Annotated in this window: 21 protein-coding genes and 1 riboswitch; of the genes, 8 read left to right on the forward strand and 13 right to left on the reverse strand. The window is 68.5% G+C overall.

What is annotated here, in order from left to right; genetic code table 11:
* Positions 1–22 precede the first annotated feature (22 nt).
* Positions 23–877, reverse strand: coding sequence for a cell division protein FtsQ/DivIB (locus tag KY501_RS22025; protein ID WP_224365203.1), 855 nt, complete (start codon positions 875–877; stop codon positions 23–25).
* A gap of 157 nt (positions 878–1034) precedes the next feature.
* Positions 1035–1247: riboswitch (cobalamin riboswitch) on the forward strand.
* Between the two features lie 257 nt (positions 1248–1504).
* Here KY501_RS22025 and KY501_RS22030 point away from each other — a divergent pair.
* Genes KY501_RS22030 through KY501_RS22065 form a run of 8 tightly spaced genes read left to right on the forward strand, consistent with a single transcriptional unit; the run spans position 1505 to position 9452 of the window.
* Positions 1505–2869, forward strand: coding sequence for an aminotransferase family protein (locus KY501_RS22030; protein ID WP_224365204.1), 1365 nt, complete (start codon positions 1505–1507; stop codon positions 2867–2869).
* Complete coding sequence (locus tag KY501_RS22035) at positions 2866–4425, forward strand: aldehyde dehydrogenase family protein (protein ID WP_224365205.1); 1560 nt, start codon at positions 2866–2868, stop codon at positions 4423–4425. The genes KY501_RS22030 and KY501_RS22035 overlap by 4 nt, the downstream gene beginning before the upstream one ends.
* 23 nt (positions 4426–4448) lie before the next feature.
* Complete coding sequence (locus KY501_RS22040; protein WP_224365206.1) at positions 4449–5828, forward strand: acetyl ornithine aminotransferase family protein; 1380 nt, start codon at positions 4449–4451, stop codon at positions 5826–5828.
* A 19-nt stretch (positions 5829–5847) separates the two neighbouring features.
* Positions 5848–6756, forward strand: a complete 909-nt coding sequence (locus KY501_RS22045) for a CoA transferase subunit A (RefSeq protein ID WP_224365207.1) — start codon at positions 5848–5850, stop codon at positions 6754–6756.
* The gene (locus tag KY501_RS22050) at positions 6746–7516 is read left to right on the forward strand and encodes a CoA-transferase subunit beta (protein WP_224365208.1); all 771 of its coding nucleotides are present in this window, start codon (positions 6746–6748) and stop codon (positions 7514–7516) included. Before KY501_RS22045 ends, KY501_RS22050 begins: the two co-directional genes overlap by 11 nt.
* 21 nt (positions 7517–7537) lie before the next feature.
* Positions 7538–8740, forward strand: coding sequence for a thiolase family protein (locus tag KY501_RS22055; protein WP_224365209.1), 1203 nt, complete (start codon positions 7538–7540; stop codon positions 8738–8740).
* Positions 8737–9075, forward strand: coding sequence for a hypothetical protein (locus tag KY501_RS22060; protein WP_224365210.1), 339 nt, complete (start codon positions 8737–8739; stop codon positions 9073–9075). The genes KY501_RS22055 and KY501_RS22060 overlap by 4 nt, the downstream gene beginning before the upstream one ends.
* A 14-nt stretch (positions 9076–9089) precedes the next feature.
* Positions 9090–9452, forward strand: a complete 363-nt coding sequence (locus KY501_RS22065; RefSeq protein ID WP_224365211.1) for an acyl-CoA thioesterase — start codon at positions 9090–9092, stop codon at positions 9450–9452.
* A gap of 327 nt (positions 9453–9779) precedes the next feature.
* Here KY501_RS22065 and KY501_RS22070 read toward each other — a convergent pair whose 3' ends face one another.
* From KY501_RS22070 to rsmH, 12 genes are read right to left on the reverse strand one after another with little or no spacing between them, the layout of a single operon-like run.
* Positions 9780–10724, reverse strand: a complete 945-nt coding sequence (locus tag KY501_RS22070) for a D-alanine--D-alanine ligase (protein ID WP_224365212.1) — start codon at positions 10722–10724, stop codon at positions 9780–9782.
* Positions 10721–11653, reverse strand: coding sequence for a UDP-N-acetylmuramate dehydrogenase (gene murB, locus KY501_RS22075; RefSeq protein ID WP_224365213.1), 933 nt, complete (start codon positions 11651–11653; stop codon positions 10721–10723). Before murB ends, KY501_RS22070 begins: the two co-directional genes overlap by 4 nt.
* Before the next feature lie 2 nt (positions 11654–11655).
* Positions 11656–13083 (reverse strand): UDP-N-acetylmuramate--L-alanine ligase, encoded by a 1428-nt coding sequence (gene murC / locus KY501_RS22080; protein WP_224365214.1) that lies wholly within the window; start codon positions 13081–13083, stop codon positions 11656–11658.
* Positions 13080–14237, reverse strand: a complete 1158-nt coding sequence (murG, locus tag KY501_RS22085) for an undecaprenyldiphospho-muramoylpentapeptide beta-N-acetylglucosaminyltransferase (RefSeq protein WP_224365215.1) — start codon at positions 14235–14237, stop codon at positions 13080–13082. The genes murC and murG overlap by 4 nt, the downstream gene beginning before the upstream one ends.
* Entirely contained in the window at positions 14234–15391 is a 1158-nt protein-coding gene (gene ftsW, locus KY501_RS22090; RefSeq protein ID WP_224365216.1) for a putative lipid II flippase FtsW, read from the reverse strand. Before ftsW ends, murG begins: the two co-directional genes overlap by 4 nt.
* Before the next feature lie 10 nt (positions 15392–15401).
* Entirely contained in the window at positions 15402–16769 is a 1368-nt protein-coding gene (gene murD / locus KY501_RS22095; protein WP_224365217.1) for a UDP-N-acetylmuramoyl-L-alanine--D-glutamate ligase, read from the reverse strand.
* 12 nt (positions 16770–16781) lie between these two features.
* Positions 16782–17960 carry a phospho-N-acetylmuramoyl-pentapeptide-transferase gene (gene mraY, locus KY501_RS22100; protein ID WP_224365218.1) on the reverse strand — a complete coding sequence of 393 codons (1179 nt, stop codon included), beginning with the start codon at positions 17958–17960 and terminating at the stop codon, positions 16782–16784.
* A complete protein-coding gene (locus KY501_RS22105) occupies positions 17960–19363 on the reverse strand; it encodes a UDP-N-acetylmuramoyl-tripeptide--D-alanyl-D-alanine ligase (protein WP_224365219.1) in 1404 nt (467 codons plus the stop codon). Before KY501_RS22105 ends, mraY begins: the two co-directional genes overlap by 1 nt.
* 24 nt (positions 19364–19387) lie before the next feature.
* Complete coding sequence (locus KY501_RS22110) at positions 19388–20911, reverse strand: UDP-N-acetylmuramoyl-L-alanyl-D-glutamate--2,6-diaminopimelate ligase (protein WP_224365220.1); 1524 nt, start codon at positions 20909–20911, stop codon at positions 19388–19390.
* Between the two features lie 47 nt (positions 20912–20958).
* A complete protein-coding gene (locus tag KY501_RS22115; RefSeq protein ID WP_224365221.1) occupies positions 20959–22980 on the reverse strand; it encodes a PASTA domain-containing penicillin-binding protein in 2022 nt (673 codons plus the stop codon).
* Positions 22977–23372 (reverse strand): cell division protein FtsL, encoded by a 396-nt coding sequence (locus tag KY501_RS22120; protein WP_224365222.1) that lies wholly within the window; start codon positions 23370–23372, stop codon positions 22977–22979. The genes KY501_RS22115 and KY501_RS22120 overlap by 4 nt, the downstream gene beginning before the upstream one ends.
* Entirely contained in the window at positions 23369–24280 is a 912-nt protein-coding gene (gene rsmH, locus KY501_RS22125) for a 16S rRNA (cytosine(1402)-N(4))-methyltransferase RsmH (protein WP_224365223.1), read from the reverse strand. The genes KY501_RS22120 and rsmH overlap by 4 nt, the downstream gene beginning before the upstream one ends.
* Positions 24281–24287: the final 7 nt, after the last annotated feature.

Here is a 24287-nt window from a genome sequence, read left to right on the forward strand (position 1 = left end):
CACTCTCGTGAAAGGGCGTTCCCTACTGCGCCGAGGCCCCGCTCCTCTCGGATGCGGAGCTCGAAATCTTCACCGCCACCCAGCCGGGCCGGGCCCGGTTCTCCAGGTGGATGACATCCGCCGCCAGGCCCTTGGCGCTCAGCTCGCGCCGCACGCGCGTCAGCCGGGCCAGCTTGGCCTCCGTGTTCCCCTCCCCCATCAGCACTTCCTGGCCGGCCACCGTCACCAGCGCCAGGGCCCCGCCCTCCACCCGCACCTCGGACAGCCGCTCGTGGCGGCCGAGCTTCAGCGCCGAGTACGAGCGGGCCACCTCCAGCGCGGCCTTGAGGCGCTCGCGCACCACGGCCGGGTCCTTCACGTAGTCGTCCCGCACCACACCCGTGACGAGCGGCAGATCCAGCCCGTCTCCCGGCGTCACGCGCTTGAAGGGCTCGCCCTCCGCGTCCAGGACGTACAAGTCACCGAGCACCACGAGGGCCTCGGGGGTGTGCTCCACCACCTCCACGGAGACGGTGGCGGGGAAATGGCGCGTCACCTCCACGCGGCTCACCCATGGGTGCTGGAGCATCGCCTTCTCCAGAAGGGGTACGTCCATCGCGAAGAGGTTCTGCCCCGGCGCCAGGCCGGACAGCTTCACCAGCTCCGTGCGCGAGGCGCGGGTGAGCCCGGTGAAGTTCACCTCCGCCAGTTGGAAGCGCGGGGAAGCGAGGGCCCAGGCGCGCAGCTCGATGCCGCCCCAGACGAGGCCCGCCGTCAGGACCGCGGCGAGCAGGCCCTTGAGCACGGAGGGCCCGTGCGTCTGCACGACACTCTTCACCGCCTCCTTCTTCTGGGCGGTGTCGACGCGGCGACGGTTCTTGGACTTCCCGAAGGCCATGGAGAAAACGAGTGCGCATGCTGCGCCGGGTTGGATCTGCACGCCAGTTTTTGGCTACAGCTACGTGGCTGTTATGTAAGACGGGACACCACAGTCCGTCCAGGTTGTGACCGCGGGTTCTCGGCTGGGAGGTTGACAGTCCGAAGAGGCCGAAAGTACAAGGCCGCCCCATGCTGGTGCCTGGACTTCACGGTCCAGGCTGAAAAGGGAACCCGGTGTGAATCCGGGGCTGCCCCGCAGCGGTCAGTGAGAACGAACCTCGTCACATGCACTGGTTCCCCCTGGGAGCTGGGAAGCGACGAGCAGTAGGAAGCCGGCTCCGGCCGGAATGCTCACGAGCCCGAAGACCTGCCCGCATCCGCTCGTGGGAGAAATCCACGGACGGTTTCGACCTGGAGCCGCGAGGGACGGCCGGAAGGTCCGAGCGCTGAAGCCTCAGCGGGCCCTCACGCGTCTCGGCTTTTCCGAACCTCCACCCCTCGTGTCTTCAGTCGCCCGTGGGGGCGAAGGTCGGTCCGTGGGCTCTGATGAGCCTGGTGTGCGCTCGCGCGCACCGTGACAGCCCTTCTTCCACGCGGAGGCCCTGCCGGGCGGCCTCGGCCGTCCGTGCTGCGTGGAGGACGGACGATGCGGGACGAAGCAGAACAGACGGTGCGCTACCCCCAGGGCCACGTGCTCCTGCGCAACCTGGCGCGCACCTTCCCGGTGGTGACGCATGGAGAGGGCGTCTACCTCTTCGATGCCCGCGGCAAGCGCTACCTGGATGCCTCCGCCGGCGCGCTCGTGGCCAGCGTCGGGCACGGCAACCGCGAGGTCGCGGACCGCATCCACGAGCAACTGCTCCGCGTCGCGTACGTCAACGGCACCCACTTCACGACGGAGGTGACGGAGCAACTTGCCTCTCGCCTGTGCGCGCTCGCACCGCCGGGGTTGGAGCGCGCCGCGTTTCTCGGCTCCGGCTCCGAGGCCGTGGAGGCGGCGGTGAAGTTCGTCCGGCAGTTGTGGGTGGAGCGAAGCCAGCCCCAGCGCACCAAGGTCATCGCCCGCGTGCCCGGCTACCACGGCAACACGCTGTACGCGCTCTCGCTCTCGGGCCGCCCTCACTACAAGACTTTCTTCGGGCCGATGCTGGCCGAGGTCGTCACCACGGCCGCGCCGTACCCCTACCGCTCGGGACTGGAGGACTATGAGCGCGACGGCGCGGAGCACTACGCGCGGCTCCTGGAAGAGACTCTGCGGAGAGAGGGCCCGGATACCATCGCCGCCTTCATCGCGGAGCCTGTCATCGGTTCCTCGGCAGGCGCCTCCCCGCCGCCTCCTGGCTACTTCGAGCGCGTGAGCGCGCTGTGCCGCGAGTACGGCATCCTCACCATCGCCGACGAAGTCATGTGCGGGTGCGGGCGCACCGGGCGCTTCTTCGCCAGCGAGCGGGTCGGCTTCACGCCTGATGTGCTGGTGCTCGGCAAAGGCATCAGCGGCGGCTATGCGCCGCTGAGCGCGCTGCTCGTGAGGCAGACGCACCTCGAGGAGCTGCGCCAGGGCTCCGGCGGCTTCATGCACGCGCAGACGTATCTCCAGGCGCCCGCGATGACGGCGGCGGGACTGGCGGTGCTCGACTACTACAAGCGCCACGCGCTGGTGGACCACGCCGCGCGCGTCGGAGCGTACCTCCAGCGTCGCCTGCGCGAGGCGCTGCTTCCATTGCCCTTCGTGGGCTCGGTGCAGGGCGTGGGGTTGATGGCTGGCGTCGAGTTCGTGGAGGAGACGTCCCGCCGCCTCCCCTTCCCCCGCGCGCGCAAGGTGGTGGAGGGGCTGCTCGCCGAGCTGTTCGAGCGCGGGCTCGTGCTCTGGTCCAACACCGGCCACGCGGATGGGACGAACGGGGACCTGCTGATGATCGGCCCACCGCTCGTCATCACCGAGGCGGAGGTCGACGAGCTCGTCGACACGCTCGCGGACGGCATTCACCACTTCTTCCGGGAGGACCGATGAGTTTCCGCATCACCTATTCGGTGTTGGAGGCAGACCTGTCCACGCTGCATGCCCAGTTCGATGCGGCGCTCGACGCCGTTCGAGGGGCGCTAGGCGCTCAGCTTCCGTCATGGATTGGCGGCGAGCCGTACCGGAGCGGGGACTTGCTGGAGAGCCGCAACCCGGCCAAGCCGGACGAGCTGCTGGCGTCCTTCCACCGCACGCCCGTCTCCGAGTTGGACCGCGTGGTGCGTGTGGCTCGCGAGGCCCAACGTGCCTGGGGCGCCACGGCGTGGGAGGAACGGGTGCGCATCCTCCGGCGGGCCGCGGAGCTCATCTCCGAGCGACGGCTGGAACTCTCGGCGCGGATGACGCTGGAGGTGGGCAAGAGCCGGATGGAGTCGCTGGGGGACGTGGAGGAATCCGCGGACCTGCTGCGCTACTACGCCGCGCAGCTCGAGCAGGCCGAGGGCTTCCGCCGCCCCATGGCCCGGCTGTCTCCCCACGAGGACACGCTCAGCGTGCTGCGGCCCTATGGGGTGTTCGCCGTGCTCTCGCCCTTCAACTTCCCGCTGGCGCTCGCCGCAGGCATGAGCGCGGGCGCGCTGCTGGGAGGCAATGCCGTCATCCTCAAACCCAGCGAGGAGGCGCCCTGGTGCGCGGAGGGGCTGTACCAGGCGCTCGTGGAAGCGGGACTGCCTCCGGGCGTCTTCCAGGTGGTGCACGGCGAGGGCGAGTCGCTCGGCGCGGCGCTGGTGCGCCATCCCGGCGTGGACGGCGTCGCGTTCACCGGTAGCAAGGCGGTGGGCATGGACATCCACCAGCAGATGTCCACGGGCCGCGTGCGGCCGTGCTTCCTGGAGCTGGGGGGAAAGAACCCGGCCATCGTCTGCCGAGACGCGGACCTGGAGGCCGCCATCGAGGGCTGCTTCCGCTCCGCCTTCGGCCTGTCCGGCCAGAAGTGCAGCGCGCTGTCCCGCATCTACGTCCACGAGTCCCTGCTGGATGCCTTCATCGACGGGCTGGAGAAGAAGGTCCTGGCCGCGGAGGTGGGGGATCCGTCACTCGCTTCGGTCTTCACCGGTCCCGTCATCAACGCGGCGGCGGTCCAGCGCTTCGAGCGCGCGGTGGACGAGGCACGCCAGGACGGCGCGGTGGTCGTGGGCGCCGAGCGCTTGCGGTTGGAAGGTGCGCTCGCGAAGGGCTACTTCGTCGAACCCACCGTGGTGTTGCTGCCTCACAGGCACCGGCTGATGCGCAAGGAGCTGTTCCTCCCCTTCGTCGGAGTCACTGGCTTCCGCACGCTGGATGATGCGCTCCAGTTGGCCAACGACTGCGAATACGGGCTCACCGCGGGCATCTTCAGCCGCAACCCCGAGGACGTGGAGCGCTTCATGGCCGAAGCCGAGGCCGGAGTCCTCTACGCCAACCGCCGGACGGGAGCGACCACGGGCGCCTGGCCCGGTGTGCAGTCGTTCTGCGGCTGGAAGGCCAGCGGCGCGTCCGGCAAGGGCGGCTGCGGCCCCTACTACGTCTCCCAGTTCATGCGCGAGCAGGCGCAGACGCGGATGGGCTGAAGCCCCCGCGCGAGGAAACCGACATGAGCACGCTCCAACCCGAAGTGAAGGTGGCCCCTCCGGGGCCGAACGCGCGGGCCATCATCGCGATGGATCAGCGCTACAGCTCTCCCTCGTACATCAAGGAGTATCCCCTGGTCGTCGAACGCGGCGAGGGGCCCTGGGTCTACGACGTCGATGGCAACCGCTTCCTCGACTTCATGGCCGGCATTGCCGTGGCCTCCACCGGCCACGCGCACCCCACGATCGTGAAGGCCATCCACGAGGCCTCGAGCCGCTTCCTGCACATCTGTGGCACCGACTTCTATTACGACGCGTTCTCTCAGCTCTGTGCGCGACTCGCGGGCTACCTGCCGGAGATGGGACCCAAGCGCGTCTTCCTGACCAATTCCGGGACCGAAGCCGTGGAGGGCGCGCTCAAGCTGGCGCGGCACCACACCCGCCGTCAGTATGTGATGGCATTCAAGGGAGGCTTCCACGGCCGCACCTACGGCGCCCTCTCGCTCAACTCCTCCAAGGTCACCCAGCGCGCCTTCTTCGGGCCGCTGCTGCCTGGCGTCATCCACCTCCCCTACGCGAATCCGTACCGCTGCCCCAACGGGTGTGCTCCCTACGCGTGCGGCGAGGCGTGCAACCCGGCCCTGGCGCTGGAGCGGGAGTGGTTCGTCAATCACGTCGACCCGCGCGAGGTCGCCGCCATCTTCGTGGAGCCCATCCTGGGTGAGGGCGGCTATGTCGTCCCGCCCGCGAGCTTCCTCCAGCAGCTTCGCCGCATCTGCGACGCCCATGGGATCCTGCTCGTCTTCGACGAGGTGCAGTCGGGCATCGGCCGCACGGGGAAGATGTTCGCGGCCGAGCACTTCGGGGTGATGCCGGACATCCTGCTGTCGGCCAAGGGAATCGCCTCGGGCATGCCGCTGGGCGCCATCATCGCCCGGGAGTCGGTGATGACGTGGCCTCGCGGCTCTCACGGCAGCACCTATGGCGGTAACCCCGTGTGCTGCGCGGCGGCGATCGCCACTCTGGACGTGGTGGAGGGCCTGCTCGATGGAGTGCGCGCGGCTGGAGAGGTGCTCCAGCGCGGGCTGCGGGAACTCCAGGCTCGCTTCCCCGTCATCGGGGACGTCCGGGGCGTAGGCCTGATGGTGGGCGCCGAGTTCGTGAACCCGGCGACTCGCGAACCGGCTGGCGCCTACGTGGCCGCGCTGGAACAGCTCGCCTTCCGCAAGGGGCTGCTGCTGCTGTCGTGTGGCAAGTCCACCATCCGCTTCGCTCCTCCGCTGGTGGTGGGACGGCACGAGGTGGGCGTCATGCTGCGCGTCCTCGAGGAGTGCCTGAGCGAACTCCCGCTCCCCCTGACTCCTGCGCTCCCCCAGGCCGCCGTGGCCGGGGTGAAGCTCTGAGGCCCGAGAGGCCCCTGATATGAACAAGCTCTGCTCGATGAAGGAAGCCATTGCCGCTTCCGTGAAGCACGGCAGCTCGCTGGTGATTGAAGGCTTTACGCACCTGATCTGCTTCGCGGCCGGCCATGAGATCATCCGCCAGGGGATACGGGACCTGACGGCCATCCGCCTCACGCCGGACCTCGTCTACGACCAGCTCATCGAGGCCGGCTCGGTGCGCAAGCTCGTCTTCAGCTGGGCGGGCAATCCCGGCGTGGGCAGCCTCCACGCCCTGCGCCGACGCAGCGAGGCCTCTTCCCCCGAGCGGCTGGAGTTGGAGGAGTATTCCCACTTCGGGCTGCTGTCGCGGCTGCTCGCGGGCAGCGCCGGTCTGCCCTTCTGGCCGCTGAGCAACTACCACGGCGGAGACATCGCCCGCGTCAATCCCTCCATCAAGACGGTGCAGTGCCCGTACACAGGCCGGGAGCTGGCGACCGTTCCGGCGCTCCATCCGGACGTGGCCATCATCCACTGCCAGCGCGCGGACCGGGAGGGCAACGCGCAGGTGTGGGGCCTGCTCGGCTCTCAGAAGGAGGCGGCCTTCGCGGCGCGCAGGGTCATCGTCGTCGCCGAGGAGATTGTCTCCACCGAGCTCATCCGCAAGGACCCCAACCGCACGCTGGTGCCCGGCATCATCGTCAGCCACGTGGTGCACGAGCCCTGGGGCTGCCACCCCAGCTATGTCCAGGGCTTCCATGACCGGGACAACGACTTCTACGTGAAGTGGGAGGACATCTCCCGCCAGTCAGAGACGTACCACGCGTGGATGGAGGAGTTCGTCTACGGAGTGAAAGATCGACAGGGCTACCTGAAACGGCTGGAGAGCGGACTGATCGACAAGCTGCGCGCGAAGTCACGCGTCTGCGAGGGGGTGGACTATGGCTACTGAGTCAGTGGGGCCCACCGCCTCGGAGAGGATGGCCTACCGCGCCTCCCTGGAACTGAGGGACGCGGACGTCGTCTTCGTGGGCATCGGCCTTCCCAACCTCGCCTGCAACCTCGCGCGGGAGACTCACGCGCCGGACCTGTTCATGATCTACGAGTCCGGCGCCGTGGGAGCCATTCCCGAGCGACTGCCGGTGTCCATCGGCGATCCGTCGCTGGTGACGGACTCGCTGGCGGTGGTGGGCCAGGCGGACATCTTCCAGTGCATGCTCCAGCGCGGGCTCATCGAGGTGGGCTTCCTCGGCGGCGCGCAGGTGGATCGCTGGGGGAACATCAACACCACCGTCATCGGCGACTACGCCAACCCCAAGGTGCGGCTGCCCGGCAGCGGCGGCGCGTGCGAGATCGCCGTCCACGCGCGGCGTCTGCTCATCGTCATGCGCATGAGCCGACGCACTTTCGTGGAGACGTGCGACTTCGTCACCAGCCCGGGACACCGAGTGAATGGGAAGCGCCGCGAGGAGCTGGGCATGCCGGGCGGTGGCCCCGCGCGCATCATCACCGATCTGGGCGTGCTCGACTTCGACTCGACGGGGGAGGCGGTGCTCACCGAGGTGTATCCCGGTGTCACTCCCGAACAGGTGCGCGCGGCGTGCGGCTGGCCCCTGCGGGTGGCCGAGACGGTGCGAACAGCGGCGGAACCGGATGCCTCCGTGTTGAGCCTGCTGCGCGAGAAGCTCGATCCGAAGCGCCTCTACCTCTAGCGAAACACTCACGGAGCCCCCATGGCCCAGGCCTTCATCGTCGACGCGGTCCGTACCCCCATTGGCAGGTTCCGGGGTGCACTGAAGAGTATCCGGCCGGATGACCTGGCCGCGCACGTCCTGCGCGCCCTGCTCCAACGGAACTCGCTGGAGGGTGCTCGGGTGGACGAGGTGTTCGTCGGCTGCGCCAACCAGGCCGGCGAGGACAACCGCAACGTGGCGCGCATGGCGCTGCTGCTCGCCGGGCTGCCGGACACCGTGCCCGGCGTCACCGTCAACCGGCTGTGCGCCAGCGGCATGGAGGCCGTCATCCAGGGCTGCCGGATGATCCAAGTGGGCGAGGCGGACATCGTCCTCGCGGGCGGCGTGGAGTCAATGACCCGCGCGCCCTGGTCCATGCCCAAGCCCGACGACGGCTTCCCCTCCGGCAAGTGGGAGGCATGGGATACGGCGCTGGGCTGGCGCTATCCCAATCCCCGCCTCGCGGCCCTCTTCCCTCTGGAGCAGATGGGCGAAACGGCGGAGAACGTGGCCAAGAAGTGGAGCATCTCGCGTGAGGCGCAAGACAGCTTCGCGCTCGCCTCGCACCGCAAGGCAGTGGCAGCCCAGGCAGCGGGGCTCTTCGCGAACGAGCTCGTCGCGGTGGACGCCCCGCAACCCAAGGGCGCCACCGTGCGCGTAGAAGCTGATGAAGGGCCTCGCGCGGACACGTCACTCGAGCGGCTGTCCTCCCTGAAGCCCGCCTTCCGCCTGGGAGGGAGCGTGACGGCCGGCAACTCCTCGACCCTCAACGACGGCGCTTCCGCTCTGCTGCTGATGAGCGAGCAGGCACTGCGCGCATCCGGGGCCACGCCGCTGGCTCGCTACGTGAGCAGCGCGAGCGTGGGCGTGGACCCTCGCTACATGGGAGTGGGCCCGGTGCCCGCGTCGCGCAAGGCGCTGGCACGCGCGGGCTGGAATCTGGACTCGGTGGAGCTCGTGGAGCTGAACGAGGCGTTCTCCGCGCAGGCGCTAGCCTGTCTCCGGGACCTGGAGCTGCCCCTGGAGCGCGTCAACGTCCACGGAGGCGGCATTGCCCTGGGTCATCCGCTGGGTTCGAGCGGTGCCCGCATCCTCACCACGCTGGTGCACGCGATGAAGCACCAGGGCGCGCGCCGAGGGCTGGCGACCTTGTGTGTCGGCGTCGGCCAGGGGCTCGCCATGACCGTGGAGCGTGGCACATGAGAGAGCGTGCGCTCGGAGACGCGCTGCGCATCTTCCTCGACACGGAAACCTCCCCATCCGTCTGGAGCTACCGCCTCACGGGACGCACAGGACGTTCCAAGAAGGGCGTCATCAGCTCCCTGGATGAGCTGGCCGCGGTTCTGCGACACCATGGTGCCCTGCTCGCCGACCTGCCCTGGACGGAGCTTCCAACCTTCGGAGGGCCGGCGCCCTTGCACACCAGCGGAGTGTGGAGCTGGGACGAGCGGCGCTTGCTGGTGGGAGCGGAGCCCTCCTCACTCCAGCTCATCCCTCGCGACAGCCCCGACGTGGCCTGGACGCGAAGTCCCACTTAGAAGACCGCACCCACGTGACCAACCACTACGGCACCCTGTTCGGAGGCCAGGCCCTGGCCCTCATAGACAAGGCCGCCTTCATTGGAGCATCCCGCTACGCACGACGCACGGTCGTCACCGCGAGCAGTGAGCGCGTCGACTTCCACGTCCCCGTTCGCCAGGGACAACTCGTGGAGCTGGTGACCCGCATCGTCGCTACGGGACGCAGCTCGATGACCGTGGAGGTGGACCTCTTCGCGGAGGATCTGCTCACGGGGGACCGGCAGCTCGCGACGAGAGGGCGCTTCGTGCTCGTCGCGCTCGATGCACATGGCAAGCCCACCAACGTGCCCCCTCTTCCTGAGTCGCAGGCAGCAGCATCCGTTGGCGCCAGCTGATCGTCTTCCGGTCAGAGCCTGCCGGAGAGGCGCCTCGGAAGTCTGCTTGCCGAATCCTCGCCCGAGGGCTCGCTTACGAAGAAGGAGGTACTCTCCGGGCGCGCTCTGAGCCAACCTGTATGCCTGCCATACCAGTTCGGTTCACGGCCGCCGCCCACGGGCTCTCATTCCAGCCCGGGCACCGGCATGCACCTTGACCTGCTTTGAGGAGCCACCCTCCGGGCGCGGTCCAAGCCAAGTGGTATGCCTGTCATACCAGTTCGGTTCATGGCCGCCGCCCGCGGGCTCGCATGTCAGTCAGGACCTCGCCGTTGGAGGCGCACGCCCTCAGGCCTTGAGCGAAGCGCTCAACAGAATCCGCTCGCACAGGGCAGGAAAATCAATCCCTCGCCCAGCGGCGATCTTCGGCAGCAGGCTGGTCTCGGTCATACCCGGCAAAGTGTTGATCTCCAGCACAAACACCTCGCCAGACTCGATGGCGATGACGTCCGAGCGCGACGCCCCCGAGCACCCCAGCGCCTTGTGGACGGCGAGGCACACCTCGTTCACCCGGGCGTACTGGTCCGGAGGCAGCGGCGCGGGGAAGCGGTACTGGGTGCCGCTGCCGGCCTTGTACTTGGCCTCGGCATCGTAGAACTCGCGGGCGGGTACCACCTCGATGACGCCAAGCGCCTCGTTGTCCAGCACCGCACCCTGCACCTCGCGCCCCTTGATGAACTGCTCCACCAGGAGGAAGCCCGCATACTTGGACGCATCCTCCACGGCAGCCAGGTACGCCTCCTTCGTCTTGCAGACGTGCACGCCCACGCTGCTGCCCTCGCGGCTGGGCTTCACCACCACGGGGAACGGGAACGGCAGAGAGTCCACAGCCGCCCGAGCCGTCTGAGCATCGGAGAACACCTTATAAGGAGGCGTGGGGATGCCGTGGTGGGTGAAGACCTGCTTGGCGTAGACCTTCTCCATGCCCAGCGCCGAGGCGAGCACGCCGCTGCCGGTGTAAGGGATGAAGAGGGACTCGAGCAGACCCTGGATGGAGCCGTCCTCGCCGTAGCGGCCGTGGAGGGCGATCCACGCCACGTCCACCTTCTCCGCCACGAGACGCGCAGCGACGTCCTTGCCCACGTCAACGTCCACCACGTCATAGCCCAGGGAGCGCAGCGCCTTGGACACCGCGGCTCCGGTGCGCAGTGACACGTCGCGCTCCGCCGACAGGCCACCCATGAGCACGCCGATGCGCTTGTTCTTCAGATCGGACTTGGACAGGACGCTCATGAAAGGAACTCCCCTACGCGTTTGACTTCGGGTTTGAGTTCGACGCCCGTCTCGGCCTTCACCCGCTCCTGCATCAGCGTGATGAGCCCGAGGACGTCGCGGGCAGCAGCGCCGCCCAGGTTGACGATCCAGTTGGCGTGCAGCGTGGACACCTGCGCGCGGCCGAGGGTGTGGCCCTTGAGCTTCACCAATTCGATGAGCCGGCCAGCGAAGTCTCCCGGCGGGTTGGTGAAGACGCTGCCAAAGTTCGGCTGGCTGAGCGGCTGGGTGCTCTTGCGGTAGCCCAAGTCCTTGTCCATCGCCGCCTTGGAGGCCACGAGGTCTCCCTTGGGCAGCCGGAAGCGCACCCGTGTCACCACGGAGCCTGGAGGCAACTCCGAGTGCCGGTAGGCATGGGGAATCTGCGCCTTCGTGAGCCACCCCACCCCGTCCACGGTGGCGACCTCCACCGCCTCGACGACGCGGAAGCACTCGCCATTCTTGGTGCCGGCGTTCATGGACACTGCACCGCCGAGAGTGCCGGGGATGCCCGCGAGGAACTCCGCGCCCACGAGCCCATTGGAGCGCATCTGGTTGATGAGCCGGACGATGGCCGCACCCGCGCCCAGCGTGAGGAGCCCTTCCTCCGCGGTCACGTCAGCCACCTCGGGGAACAGGTCTCCCGGCAGCCGGAGGGTGACACCCTTCACGCCTCCATCGCCCACGAGCGTGTTGGCACCGCCTCCAATGATGGTGACGGGAGCGCCCTCCTCCCGGGCCAGCCGCAGCAGCGCCACGAGCGCCTCCGGGCTGCGCGGACGCACGAGAGCCTCCGCCGGACCACCCACCCGGACACTCGTGAGGGGCGCGAGCGGTTCGCCCGCCTTCACCTCACAACCTCCCAGGAGCGTCACCCGCTCCGGGAGAGAGGATGCGATACGCGCCGTCATGCTCACCCGCCCTTGGAGACCCCGGTCTTGCCCAGTTGCCCCAGCAGGTCCGGTCCCACCTGGGTGATGTCTCCGGCGCCGAGCGTGAGGACGATGTCCCCTTCGCGCAGGCGAGGCGCAATAGCGGCAGGCAGATCCACGCGCTTCTCCACGTACGTCACGTCACGGTGGCCGTGGGCGCGGATGGCCTCCACCAGCGCATCCCCCGTGGCTCCAGGAATGGGCTCCTCGCCGGCCGCGTAGACACTGGAGACGAAGACCACGTCCGCGTCGTTGAAGGATGTCGCGAACTCCTTCATCAGATCGTGCGTGCGCGTGTACCGGTGTGGCTGGAAGGCCACCACCAGGCGCCGGCCAAACGCCCGCCGAGCCCCCGCCAGCGTGGCCATGACTTCGGTGGGGTGATGCCCGTAGTCGTCCACCACGGTGATGCCGTGCGCCTCGCCGCGCACCGTGAAGCGCCGCTGCACGCCGCCGAACTCGGCCAGCGCCCCGCGCACGGTGTCGAGGGGAATCTCCATCTCCTCGGCCACGGCAATCACGGCCAGCGCGTTGAGCGCATTGTGCGCCCCCACCATGCGCACGCGGAACTCCCCGAGCGGCTCGTCGCGCCGGAAGGCGTTGAAGCGCGTGGTGAAGCCGTCCAGCGTCACGCCCTCCAGCCGATAGTCCGCCATGTGCGAGCTGCCGTAGGTGACAACGCGCTTCTCGATCCTCGGCAGCAGCGCCTGCACGTTGGGGTGGTCCAGGCACAGGACGTTCAGCCCGTAGAACGGCACGCGGTTGCAGAACTCCACGAAGGCCGTCTTCAGCGCATCGAGAGTCCCGTAGTGATCCATGTGCTCGGGATCGATGTTCGTCACCACGGTGATAGCCGGGTGCAGCTTGAGGAAGCTGCCGTCACTCTCGTCGGCCTCGACCACCATGAGCTCGCTCTTGCCGAGCTTGGCGTTGGAGTCGAGCACGTTCACCTTGCCACCCACCACCGCCGTCGGATCCAACCCCGCCGCCGAGAGCACCGTGGCCACCATGGAGGTGGTGGTCGTCTTCCCGTGGCTGCCGGCCACCGCCACCGCGTACTTCAACCGCATCAGCTCGGCGAGCATCTCCGCGCGGGGAATGACGGGGATCTTCCGCTGGCGCGCGGTGACGACCTCCGGGTTGTCCTTCTTCACCGCGGAGGAGATGACGACCACATCGGCCTGCACCAGGTTCTGCGCCTTGTGGCCCTCGTAGATGGTGGCGCCCATGCTGGCCAGGCGGCGGGTGATGTCACTGCCCTTCAAGTCCGAGCCCGACACCCGGTAGCCCAGGTTGAGGAGCACCTCGGCGATGCCGCTCATGCCGATGCCGCCGATGCCCACGAAGTGCACCTGCGCCGCATGCCGCGTCTTGAAGAGGCTCTGAGGCTTGCCGCCGGACTTCGTCATGACTTGCTCGCTCCTGGAGGAGAGGCCTTGGGTGCCTCATCCTTGGCCGGACGCTCGCGGCCGTTGGGCCCGTACGCCGCCACCATCAGCTCCACGCACACGTCCGCCAGCTCCTTGGCGGCCTCGGGGCGGCCCAGCAGGCCCGCCTTCTTCTCCATCTGCTTGAGGCGCGCCGGATCCAGCTTCAGGGCGCGGATCTGCTCGGCGAGCTTCTGTCCGGTGAGCTCGGACTCACGGAACATGATCGCCGCGCCCGTCTCCACCATCGCGTTGGCGTTCACTTCCTGGTGGTTGTCCGTGGCGTATGGGAAGGGAATGAGGATGCTGGGCTTCTTGCACACCGTGAGCTCCGCCAGCGTGGTGGCGCCCGCCCGGCACACCACCAGATCCGCCCTGGCGTAGGCGCTGGACATGTCGTCGATGAACTCGCGCACATCGGCCTGGAAGCCCTTGTCCGCATAGGCCTTTCGCACCATCTCCAGGTCGTTCTTCCCCGTCTGGTGCAGGAAGTGGATCTGGTCCTTCAGATCCCCCAGGTGGTCCAGCGCCTCCACCACCCGCTGGTTGATGCCCTTGGCGCCCAGGCTGCCGCCGAAGACGAAGACAGCGAAGAGCTCGTGCGCCACGTGCGAGCGCAGGTAGTTGTCCATCAGCTTGCGGCGGATGGGGTTGCCCACCAGGTGCACCTTGTCCTCGGGGAAGAAGCGCTTGGCTCCCTCGAAGGCGGTGAAGACCACCTTCACGAACTTCCCGAGCGTCTTGTTGGTGAAGCCCGGCAGCGCGTTCTGCTCCTGCACCGCGGTGGGAATGCCCATCAACCATGCGGCCATCACCACTGGCCCGCTGGCGTACCCTCCCACGCCCACCACCACATCTGGCTTGTGGCGCGCGAGGATGCGAAAGGACTCGATGAAAGCCAGCGGCAGCGCCAGCAGCCCCTTGAGGAACTGCCACAGGCCCTTGCCCTTGAGCCCCTGCGCGCGGATGAACTCCAGCGGAAAGCCGGCCTCGGGCACCTTGCGGGCCTCGAGCCCCTTCTCGGTGCCGACGAAGACCACCTCATTCTTGTGGTGGCGCGTGACCACCTCCTCCGCCAGGGCAATGCCCGGGAAGAGGTGACCGCCCGTTCCGCCACCCGCGATGAGGACCTTCACGCCGTCACCTCCCGCATCTCCGCGCCCGCGCGCGCCGGCCGGCTCGCTCCTTGCGACGCTGTACTCAGCGACAGCAGCACCCCCGCCGCACCCATCAAGACCAGCAACGACGTACCTCCATAAGACACGAACGGTAGAGTCAGTCCCTTCGTCGGCAGCAGCCCCATGGCCACGCACATGTTCACCGCTGCCTGGAAGGCGACAATCGAGGTGATCCCCAATCCCAGGTACGTGCCGAACGGCTCCGGAGACGCCAACGCGATGCGGATGCCTCGCCAGATGACCACGGCATACAGCGCCACCAGCAGCGTCACGCCGATGAGCCCCAATTCCTCGCCGATGATGGCGAAGATGAAGTCCGTGTGGGCCTCGGGGAGGAAGAAGAGCTTCTGCCGCCCGTCGCCCAGGCCCAGGCCTGTGAGCCCTCCCGAGCCGATGGACATGAGGGACTCGGCCACCTGGTAGCCCACGTCATGCCGGTGGGCCCAGGGATCCAGGAAGGCCAGCACGCGCTTCATGCGGTAGGGGCTCGAGGCGATGGCCACGTACGCCAGGGGCAGCGCCAGCAGCACCGAGCCCACCAGGTAGCTCAGCTTCGTGCCAGCGGCGAACAGCAGGACGAAGAGGAGGAAGACGAGCAACACCGAGCTGCCGAAGTCGGGCTGGCGCATACAAAGAAGCACCAGGACGCCGCACAGGATGAGGTGCGGGAGGAAGCCCACGGAGAAGGTGGCCACCTTCTCGCGCTTCTTGGCCAACGAGTAGGACAGGTAGACCACCCACGCGAACTTGGCGACCTCGGCCGGCTGCAGACCGAATCCTGGGAAACGAATCCACCGCCGAGCGCCACCCGCCGTGGTGCCAATGCCCGGAATCAGCACGGCCACCAACAGCACCAGGGTGACGATGAGCAGCGGCCAGGCCAGGCGCGCCAGCCGGCGCCAACCCACCTTCATGGCCACGGCCATGGCCACCACGCCCATGCCGGCGGCCATGAGCTGGCGCTTGAGGAAGTACAGGCTGTCGCCCAGCTTGTCCTGCGCGAGGATGGCGCTGGCCGAGTAGACCATCACCAGCCCCAGCGACACGAGCGCCAGCACGGCACACAGAAGGATGGGATCGAACCGCACAGCGGGCGCGGACGGTGTCTTCATGGCCTGTACCTCAGAGCGCCTGCACGAGCCGCTTGAACGTGTCGCCGCGGTCCTCGAAGTTCTTGAACTGATCGTACGACGCGCAGGCGGGAGACAGCAGCACGGTGTCTCCAGCCTTCGCCAGCTCGCGTGCCTTCCTCACGGCCGCATCGAGCGTACCGCACGGATGCACCGCCGCCTGCCCCTCGTACGCGGCGGCGAGCTTCTCCGCGTCCTGGCCGATGGTGAGCACGGCCTTCACCTTGCCTCGGCCCTCGTCCACCATGGGCTGGTACGGCGCGCCCTTCCCCTTCCCGCCCGCGATGAGCAGAAGGTTGCCCGCGAAGGCCCTCAGCGCCACGAGCACCGAGTCCACGTTGGTGGCCTTGGAGTCGTTCACCCACTCCACTCCATCCAGCACTCGCACGCTCTCCAGGCGGTGGGGCAGGCCCGGGTAGCTGTCGAGCCCCGCCTGCACCGCCTCGCGAGACACGCCGCCCAGCCGCGCCAGCAGCGTGGCCGCCATGGCGTTCTGCGCATTGTGCGCCCCACGCAGCGCGCGGTTCGTCAGCGTGTAGTCCTCGTTGAGGAAGTCCAGGCGAAAACCGCCCGGCCGAGCCACCGCGAGCCCCTTCAACTGCGGCCCGCCCGGCGCCACCTGTCCCGAGACGCTGAAGCCATAGGCCGGCACGTTCGCGTGGTTGCCCAACCGCATCACGTGCGCGTCCTCCGCGTTCAGCACCGCGAAGTCCCCGAGGCCCTGGTTGAGGAAAATGCGCGCCTTGGCCTCACCGTAGGCATCGTGGGTCGGGTACCGGTCCAGGTGGTCCGGGGTGAGGTTGAGGATGACGGCGCCCTTGGCCTTCATCTGGAGGATGCCTTCGAGCTGGAAGCTGGAGAGTTCCACCACCAGCGAGTCCCAGTCCTGGGGCTTCAGTGCGGCCTCGGCCAGCGGCAGGCCCAGGTTGCCACCCACGAAGGTGCGGCCTCCGCCCCGCTTGAAGAGCTCGCCGGTGAGCGCCGTGGTGGTGCTCTTGCCGTTGGTGCCGGTAATGCCGAAGAGGGGCACGGAGGACAGCGAGCGCCAGGCCAGCTCGATCTCGCCCCAGATGGGCACGCCCACCTTGCGCGCCTCCTGCAGCTCCGGCAGCACCAGCGGCACGCCCGGGCTCACCACCACGAGCGCCTGCTCCTCGAACAGGCCCGGCGGCGCGGACCCCGTCACTAGCGTCACGCCCTGCGACTTCAGCTCGCGGGCCACATCGCCCAGCGCCGCCTCGTCGCGCGCATCGAGCGCCGTCACCTGGGCCCCCTGCGCGAGCAGCAGCCGGATGGCGGCCAGTCCACTCTTCGCCAACCCGAACACCAGTACCTTTTGACCGGACAGCGCGGATGGCATGGGATGCGACTCCTAGCGCAGCTTCAGGGACAGCAGCGCCACGCCGCCACAGAGGATGGCGACGATCCAGAAGCGGACGATGATCTTCGGCTCGGCAAGCCCCTTGAGCTCGAAGTGGTGATGGACAGGGGCCATCTTGAAGACGCGCTTGCCCGTCGTCTTGAAGGAGATGACCTGGATCATCACGCTGAGAATCTCGGCGAAGAAGACCCCGTGGATGATGGCGGAGACGACTTCGTTCTTGGACAGCACCGCCAGCCCGCCCAGCGCGCCGCCCAGCGCCAGCGAGCCCACGTCGCCCATGAACACGGACGCCGGGTAGGTGTTGAACCAGAGGAAGGCGATGCCCGCGCCCACGATGCTGGCGCAGAACACGGACAGCTCCGCGCCGCCCGGCACCTGGAGGATGCCCAGGTACTGGTAGAGCGGAGTGGCCACGGTGCGCGTCACCCCGTTCACCGTCGCCGAGTCCGCGATGTTCAGCGTGGTGCCCGCCACGTAGCAGAGGATGGCGAACGTGGTGGCCGCGACGATGGTGGGGACGATGGCCAGACCATCCAGGCCGTCCGTGAGGTTCACCGCGTTGGAGGTGCCCACGACGACGATCCAGCCGAAGAACACGTAGAACCAGCCCAGGTCAGGGCTGAACCAGTGCGACGGAATGAACGGCAGCGTCAGCTTGGAGCTGATGAGCAGCGTGGGCCCGAACGAGCCATCCGCCTTCGTCCACGTGCACATGAGCCCGAAGATGGCGACCAGATAGAAGAAGGTCTGCAGCACCATCTTCTTGCGCCCGGCCAGCCCCTTGGAGTTGCGCTTGGACAGCTTGAGCCAGTCATCCAGGAACCCGATGAAGCCATAGCCGAAGGTGAGCAGCAGCATCACCCACACCGCGCGGCTCTTGAGGTCAGCGAACAGCAGCGTGGCCGCGCCGATGCACAGGAGGATGAGCTGGCCGCCCATGGTGGGCGTGCCCTTCTTCTTCTGGTGGGAGTCTGGCGTGTCCTCGCGGACGTTGCTCTGGCCGTGCTGCTTCAGCCGCAGCCGGGCGATGAGCTTGGGGCCGACGAGCATCCCCAACAGCAGCGCGAACACCCCCGCCGCGATGATGCGGAACGTGGGGTAGCGCAGGAAGTTGAGGAACCGGCCTGCTCCCGTGTCCTTGAGCCACTCGTAAAGCAGGAACAGCACTAGTGCGCACCTCCGGGTGCCGCGGCGCCCGTGAGGGCCGCCACCACCCGTTCCAGCCGCATGCCGCGGCTGCCCTTCACCAGGACCACGTCTCCCGCCTTCAGCCGAGGCTTCAGCCAGGCCACCAGCGGGTCCACCTCGGAGAAGTGGGCCGTGGAATCCCCCAGGCTCGAAGCGGCCTTGAAGCCCTTCTCCGAGCGCGGGCCGAAGAAGGCCACCACCTGCGCCTTGCCCACCACGCGCGAGCCGAGGGCCTGGTGCTCCTCCATCTCGCCGGGGCCCAGCTCCAGCATGTCTCCCAGCACCGCCACTGCGCGCCCGCCCGAGGGCACCAGCGTGCGCAGCGTATCCAACGCCGCGTCCATGGAAGCCGGGTTGGCGTTGTAGCAGTCGTCGATCACCGTGATGCCGCCGAGCCCGTCCACCACGTTGAGGCGCCGCGCGTACGGCCGCGCCGACTCCAGGCCCCGCGTGCACTCCTCGGGCGAGTAGCCCAGCGCGAGCCCCACCGCGAAGGCGCCCGTGGCGTTCAGCGCGTTGTGCTCGCCGATGAAGTGCAGCCGCACGGGCCAGTCCTTGCCCTGGTAGCGCACCGTGGCCTCGAGCCCCTCGCGCCCCAGCGTCTTCACCTGGGCCAGCCGCACGTCCGCGGCCTCCGCCCGGCCAAACGTCAGCTTGCGCGCCTTGCCTCGCGCCGCCTGCGCGGGGATGAGCGCGTCGTCCAGGTTCACCACCGCCACGGACTCGGCGCCCATCTCGCGGAACAGCTCGCCCTCGGCCTCCGCCACGCCCTCGATGCTGCCCAGGCCCTCGAGGTGCTCGGGCTGCACCACGGTGATGATCCCCGCGTCCGGCTGGACGATGCGCGCCAGGCGGGTGATCTCTCCCGGGTGGTTCATCCCCACCTCGATGACGGCCGCCACGTGCTCCGGCTCCAGACGGAACAACGTGAGCGGCACGCCGATCTCGTTGTTGAGGTTGCCCTCCGTCTTCAGCGCCGGGCCGCGCGTGGCGAGGATGGCACCCACCATCTCCTTGGTGGTCGTCTTCCCGTTGGAACCGCCCACCGCCGCCACGGGAATGCGGAAGCGCTTTCGGTGGAACCGGGCCAGCGCGCCCAGCGCCTCCAGCGTGTCGTTCACCGCGTAGAGCGGAAAACTCCCGGGCAGCGGAGGCAGGGTCCGGTCATCCCGGACCACCGCCGCCGCCGCGCCACCCGCCCGAGCTTGAGCCAGGAAGGTGTGCGCGTCGAAGCGCTCGCCCTGGAGCGCCACGAAGAGACAGCCCGGCTTCAGTGCCCGGGTGTCGGTGCAGACGTCCGTGTACGTCGCCGGAGCGAACCCGGTGCGCCGCTGCGCTCCAGTCGCCTTAGCCACCTCTTCGTCGGTGAATCGAGCGGCCATGGGGGCTCCGGGTTCGCGGCGGACTCAGCCTTGCGGACGGCTCGCGAGCGCCTTGGTGGACGCCTCGCGATCATCGAACGCCTTCTTCTCGCCGCCGATGATCTGGTACGCCTCGTGGCCCTTGCCAGCGACGAGCACCACGTCATCCGCCTGCGCCAGGCCGATGGCCGTCTCGATGGCGGCGCGGCGATCCGCGTCCACCAGGTAGCCCTTCTCGCCGCTCTTGGCCTTGCCGGCCGAGATGCGCCGCAGCCCGCCCTTCTCGAGGCCCGGCGTCACCTGGGAGATGATCTCGTCCGGATCCTCCGTGCGCGGGTTGTCGCTGGTGACGACGACCAGGTCCGCGCCCTCGGCGGCCGCGGTGCCCATCAGCGGGCGCTTGCCCTTGTCGCGGTCCCCGCCGCAGCCGAACACGACGATGACGCGGCCCTTGGCCAGCGTGCGCGTGGCCTCCAGCGCGCGCTTGAGCGCGTCGTCCGTGTGCGCGTAATCCACGAGCACCGCGGGCGCCGGCCCCGGCATGTAGTTCTCCACGCGCTCCATGCGGCCCGGCACCTTCGTCATGCGCTCGATGCCCGTCTGCACGTCGCGGCGAGCCATGCCCGCGCCCAGCGCCACACCGGCCGCCGCCAGGATGTTCTCCAGGTTGTGGGGCCCGAGCAGGCGGCTCTTCACGGGGATGTCGCCCGCGGGCGTCTTCAGCGTGGCCTTGATGCCCTGCAGCGAGTACGAGACGTCCGTGGCGGAGATCTCCCCGTTGCCCAGGCGGCTGAACTTCCACGCCATGCGCTTCTGGCCGCGCAGCTCGTTGTAGATGCGCGAGGCGTACGTGTCGTCCCCGTTCACCACGGCGACGCCGGTGGGCGACAGATGCTCACCGAACAGCTTCCGCTTGGCCTGGAAGTAGTCCTCGATGTCCTTGTGGTAGTCGAGGTGGTCGCGGCTCAGGTTGGTGAAGGCGGCGGCCTTGAACGTCAGCCCGTGCACGCGCTCCTGCACCAGGGCGTGGCTGGAGACCTCCATGACCACCGTCTCCACGCCCGAATCCACCATCTCCTTGAGGATGCGGTGCAACTCCAGCGCATCCGGAGTGGTGTTCGGCAGCTCCACCGTGCGGCCGGCGACCTTGTAGCCCAGCGTGCCGATGACACCCGTGGAGGAGTACGCCGCGGTGCTCATCGCCTCCAGCAGATAGGTGGTGGTCGTCTTGCCATTGGTCCCGGTGACACCGAGCAGCGTGAGCTGCTGGGCGGGCCGCCCATAGAAATTGGCGGCAATGAGAGCCAGCGCCTTGCGAGCGCTGCTTACCTTGAAGAACGGCACCTGCGAGGAGCCCACAGGCTTCTCGGAGACGACCGCCACAGCCCCGCGAGACACCGCCTCGCCAATGTACTGGGCTCCGTCTTCCTTCGTCCCGGGCACGGCCACAAAGAGGTCCCCCGCCTTGACCCGGCGCGAGTCCTGCGTCACCCCCGTCACATCGACCGAGGACCGACCCCCCGAAATCTGCTCGGCTCCACACCCTGCGAGGACATCCGTCAGCTTCATCTTTTCCCCTTCAGCACTGCAATCGCGGGGCCTGGACTGGTGCGGCTTCAAGGCCGCGTCGCCAGCTCCAGCGTCACCCGTGCCCCCTTATCCACCAGCGCGCCGGCGGCGGGGCTCTGCGATACCACGCGTCCACTGCCCAACAGTTGTGGCTCCAGCGCCGCGGCGAGCAGTTTCACCACGGCCTCGCGCCCGACCTGCCCCTGCACGTCCGGAACACGGACCGAACCCTCCCCTGCCTCCTGCTGCTCGGCGACAACGGGCCGGGCGGCGGAAGGCTTGGGAGTCAGAGGGGTTTTTGCCGCCACCGGGGGCGCGACCGGTGCTACCGCCACCTCGGGCGCAAGGGCGCGCGAAGGTGGCACGGCCAGATGGGCCATGGCGGCGGTAGCGATTTCCTTGAAGGCGGGGGCAGCCACAAGTCCCCCGTACACGTCCGTCTTGGGCTCGTCCACCACTACCAGTATGACGGCGCGCGGATTGTCGGCCGGTACCACGCCGACGAAGGAGGCGATCCGCTTGTCTGAGTACCCGCGTGCAACCGGATCCGCCTTCTGTGCGGTGCCTGTCTTTCCGGCCACACGGTATTCCTCCATGGCGGCCTTGGGAGCAGTGCCTTCCTTGGTGACCACGCTCTCGAGCATGCCGACGACCTGGCGAGCGACCTTGGATGACACAACGCGGCGAACCTCGGTGGGGCGGTTCTCCAGGAGGACGACGCCGTCCGGATCCACCACCTTGGAGATGAGATAGGGGCGCATGAGGACGCCGTCATTGGCCAGGGCGCCGTAGCCGGCGGCGACCTGCACGGCGGTGGCCGTCATGCCCTGGCCGAAGGCCTGGGTGGCCAGGGTGACTTCGGCCTTGGGGAAGGGAATGACGCCCTTGCCCTCGCCGGGCAGCGACAGGCCGGTGCGCTCGGCGAAACCGAACGCGTGGTAGTAGGACACCAGCTTCTCGCGCCCCAGCACCTGGGCCACCTTGGCCGAGCAGATGTTGGAGGAGAGCTGGAGGATGCCCTTGGCGGCCAGCCAGCCGTGCGGGTGGGTGTCGTTGATGGTGTAGCGGCCGATCGTCCACGCGCCGTTCTCGCAGAAGAAGACGTCCTCCGGCTTGATGGCCTTCTCCTCGAGCGCCGCGGCCACCACGAAGGACTTCATCGTCGAGCCCGGCTCGAAGGTGTCCAGCGCCGCGCGGTTGCGCAAGGTGTCGTGCTGCAGCGACTCGGGCGTGTTGGGGTTGAAGCCCGGCGCGTTGGCCAGGGCGAGCAGCTCGCCCGTCTTCGGGTCCAGCACCACCACCGTGCCGGCCACGGCCTTGGACTCCTCCACGGCGCGGTAGAGCGCCTTCTCCGCCACGTACTGGAGGTGGCGATCCAGCGTCAGGGTGACGGCGGCGCCCTCGCGCTCGATGGGATCCAGCGTGCCCTGGACCAACAGCTTGCGGCCCTTGGCGTCGCGGAAGCCGGACAGGCGCGAGTTCTGCCCCGACAGCTCGTCATCGAAGGCGAGCTCCAGTCCCTCCAGGCCGCGCCTGTCCGTGCCCACCACGCCCACCACCTGCGCCGCCAGCTCGCGCTGCGGATAGAAGCGCTTGGGTTCCTTGGTGAAGCCCAACCCGGGCAGCCCCAGCGCCTTCACCGCCTCCACATCCTGAGGCTTCGCCTGGCGCTTCACCCACGCGAAGCGCTTGGCCCGCTGCAGGCGGTTCTGCAAGTCATCGGACTCCTCGGCATTGAGCTTCAGCGCCTTGGCCAGCGAGCGAGCGCCCTTCTTCAGCTCCGGGATCATGGAGGGATCGACCCAGATGGAGTCCACCTCCACGCTCTGCGCCAGCGGGGTGCCGCGCCGATCGAAGATGTCTCCGCGCCGCGCGGGGATCTCGATCTGCCGGACGTACTGATCCTGGGCGAGCCCGCGCAGCTTGTCCTGCTCGTAGACCTGGAGATAGACGGCGCGGCCAAACACGAGCGACAGCAGGCTCAAGAAGAGCCCCGCGAGCAGCATCACCCGAAGCCGCAGCCACCGGGTATTGCTCTCGGGAACGCGCGAAGCCTTGAGGTCCCTCACCGGGCGCTCTCCCGCTCGGCGACGCGCACGCCCGCGGGAGTCCGGGCCGCGGCCTTGCCATTGCGGCGCACGCCGGGCAGCTCCGGCTGCAGCGCCACCACCGCCGAGCCTGGAGGCATCATCATGCCCAGCTGCTCACGGGCCAGCTTCTCCAGCCGCGCCGGGGCCCTGAGCGTGGCCAGCTCCAACTTGAGCCGATCGTTCTCGCGCGTGAGGGTGCGGCCCTCGGCCTCGGCCTTGGAGAGCCGGTAGCCCATATCCACCACGAACACGCGGCTGGTGACGTGAAGGAGGCCCACCGCCACGAACAGGGCCGACAGCAGCACCGCGGGCAGCAGGTGCAGCAGCACTCGGCCCACCGACACTCCATTGCGCGAATTGACCGGGTTCATCGGATCTTCTCCACCACGCGCAGGTGCGCGCTGCGAGAGCGGGGGTTGGCCTCCACCTCTTCCTCCGAGGCGGAGACAGCCTTCTTCGTGAGCAGGGCGAAATTGCCCGGGCCGCCACAGACGCAGACCGGCAGGCCCGGCGGGCAGCGGCACTGGCCCACCAGCGCGCGGAACGCCTCCTTCACCTTGCGGTCCTCGAGCGAGTGGAACGAGATGACGGCCGCTCGCCCACCGACTTTGAGCAACTGGGGCAGCGCGGAGAGCAGCGAGTCCAGGGCCTCCAGCTCGCCGTTGACAGCCATGCGCAGGGCCTGGAACGTCTTCGTCGCCACGTGGATCTTCTTCGGCCACGCCTTGCGAGGCACCGCGCGCTTCACCACCTCGGCGGCCTCCAGCGTGCGCGTGGGCAGGGCGCGCTTGAGCTCGCGGGCGATGGGCCGCGAGAAGGACTCCTCGCCCAGCTCATAGATGATGCGGGCCAGCTCGCGCTCGTCCTCCTCGGCAATCAGCTCCGCGGCGGTGCGGCCCTCGGCGCCCATGCGCATGTCCAGCGGCCCATCCTTCATGAAGGAGAAGCCACGCTCGGCCACGTCGAGCTGCGGAGAGGACACGCCCAGATCCACCAACACCCCATCCACCGGGAGCACGTCCACCGCCACCCGGGGCAGCTCGCCGAAGTTGCCGGCGCGTGCCTGGAAGCGCGGCTCGAACCGGGAACCCAGCCGCGCGGTGGCCGCCTCGAGCGCCACGGGATCGCGGTCCACGCCCACCACGGTCGCCCCCCGAGCCAGGAGCGCCTCCGTGTGGCCACCACCGCCCAGTGTGCCGTCGACGATCACCTTGCCTGCTCCGGGTTGCAGCAGCTCCACCGTCTCTTCCAGGAGGACGGTCTGATGGCTGAAGGCCAAAGCGAGC

The organism is Hyalangium versicolor (assembly GCF_020103695.1).
GTDB classification, from domain to species: domain Bacteria; phylum Myxococcota; class Myxococcia; order Myxococcales; family Myxococcaceae; genus Hyalangium; species Hyalangium versicolor.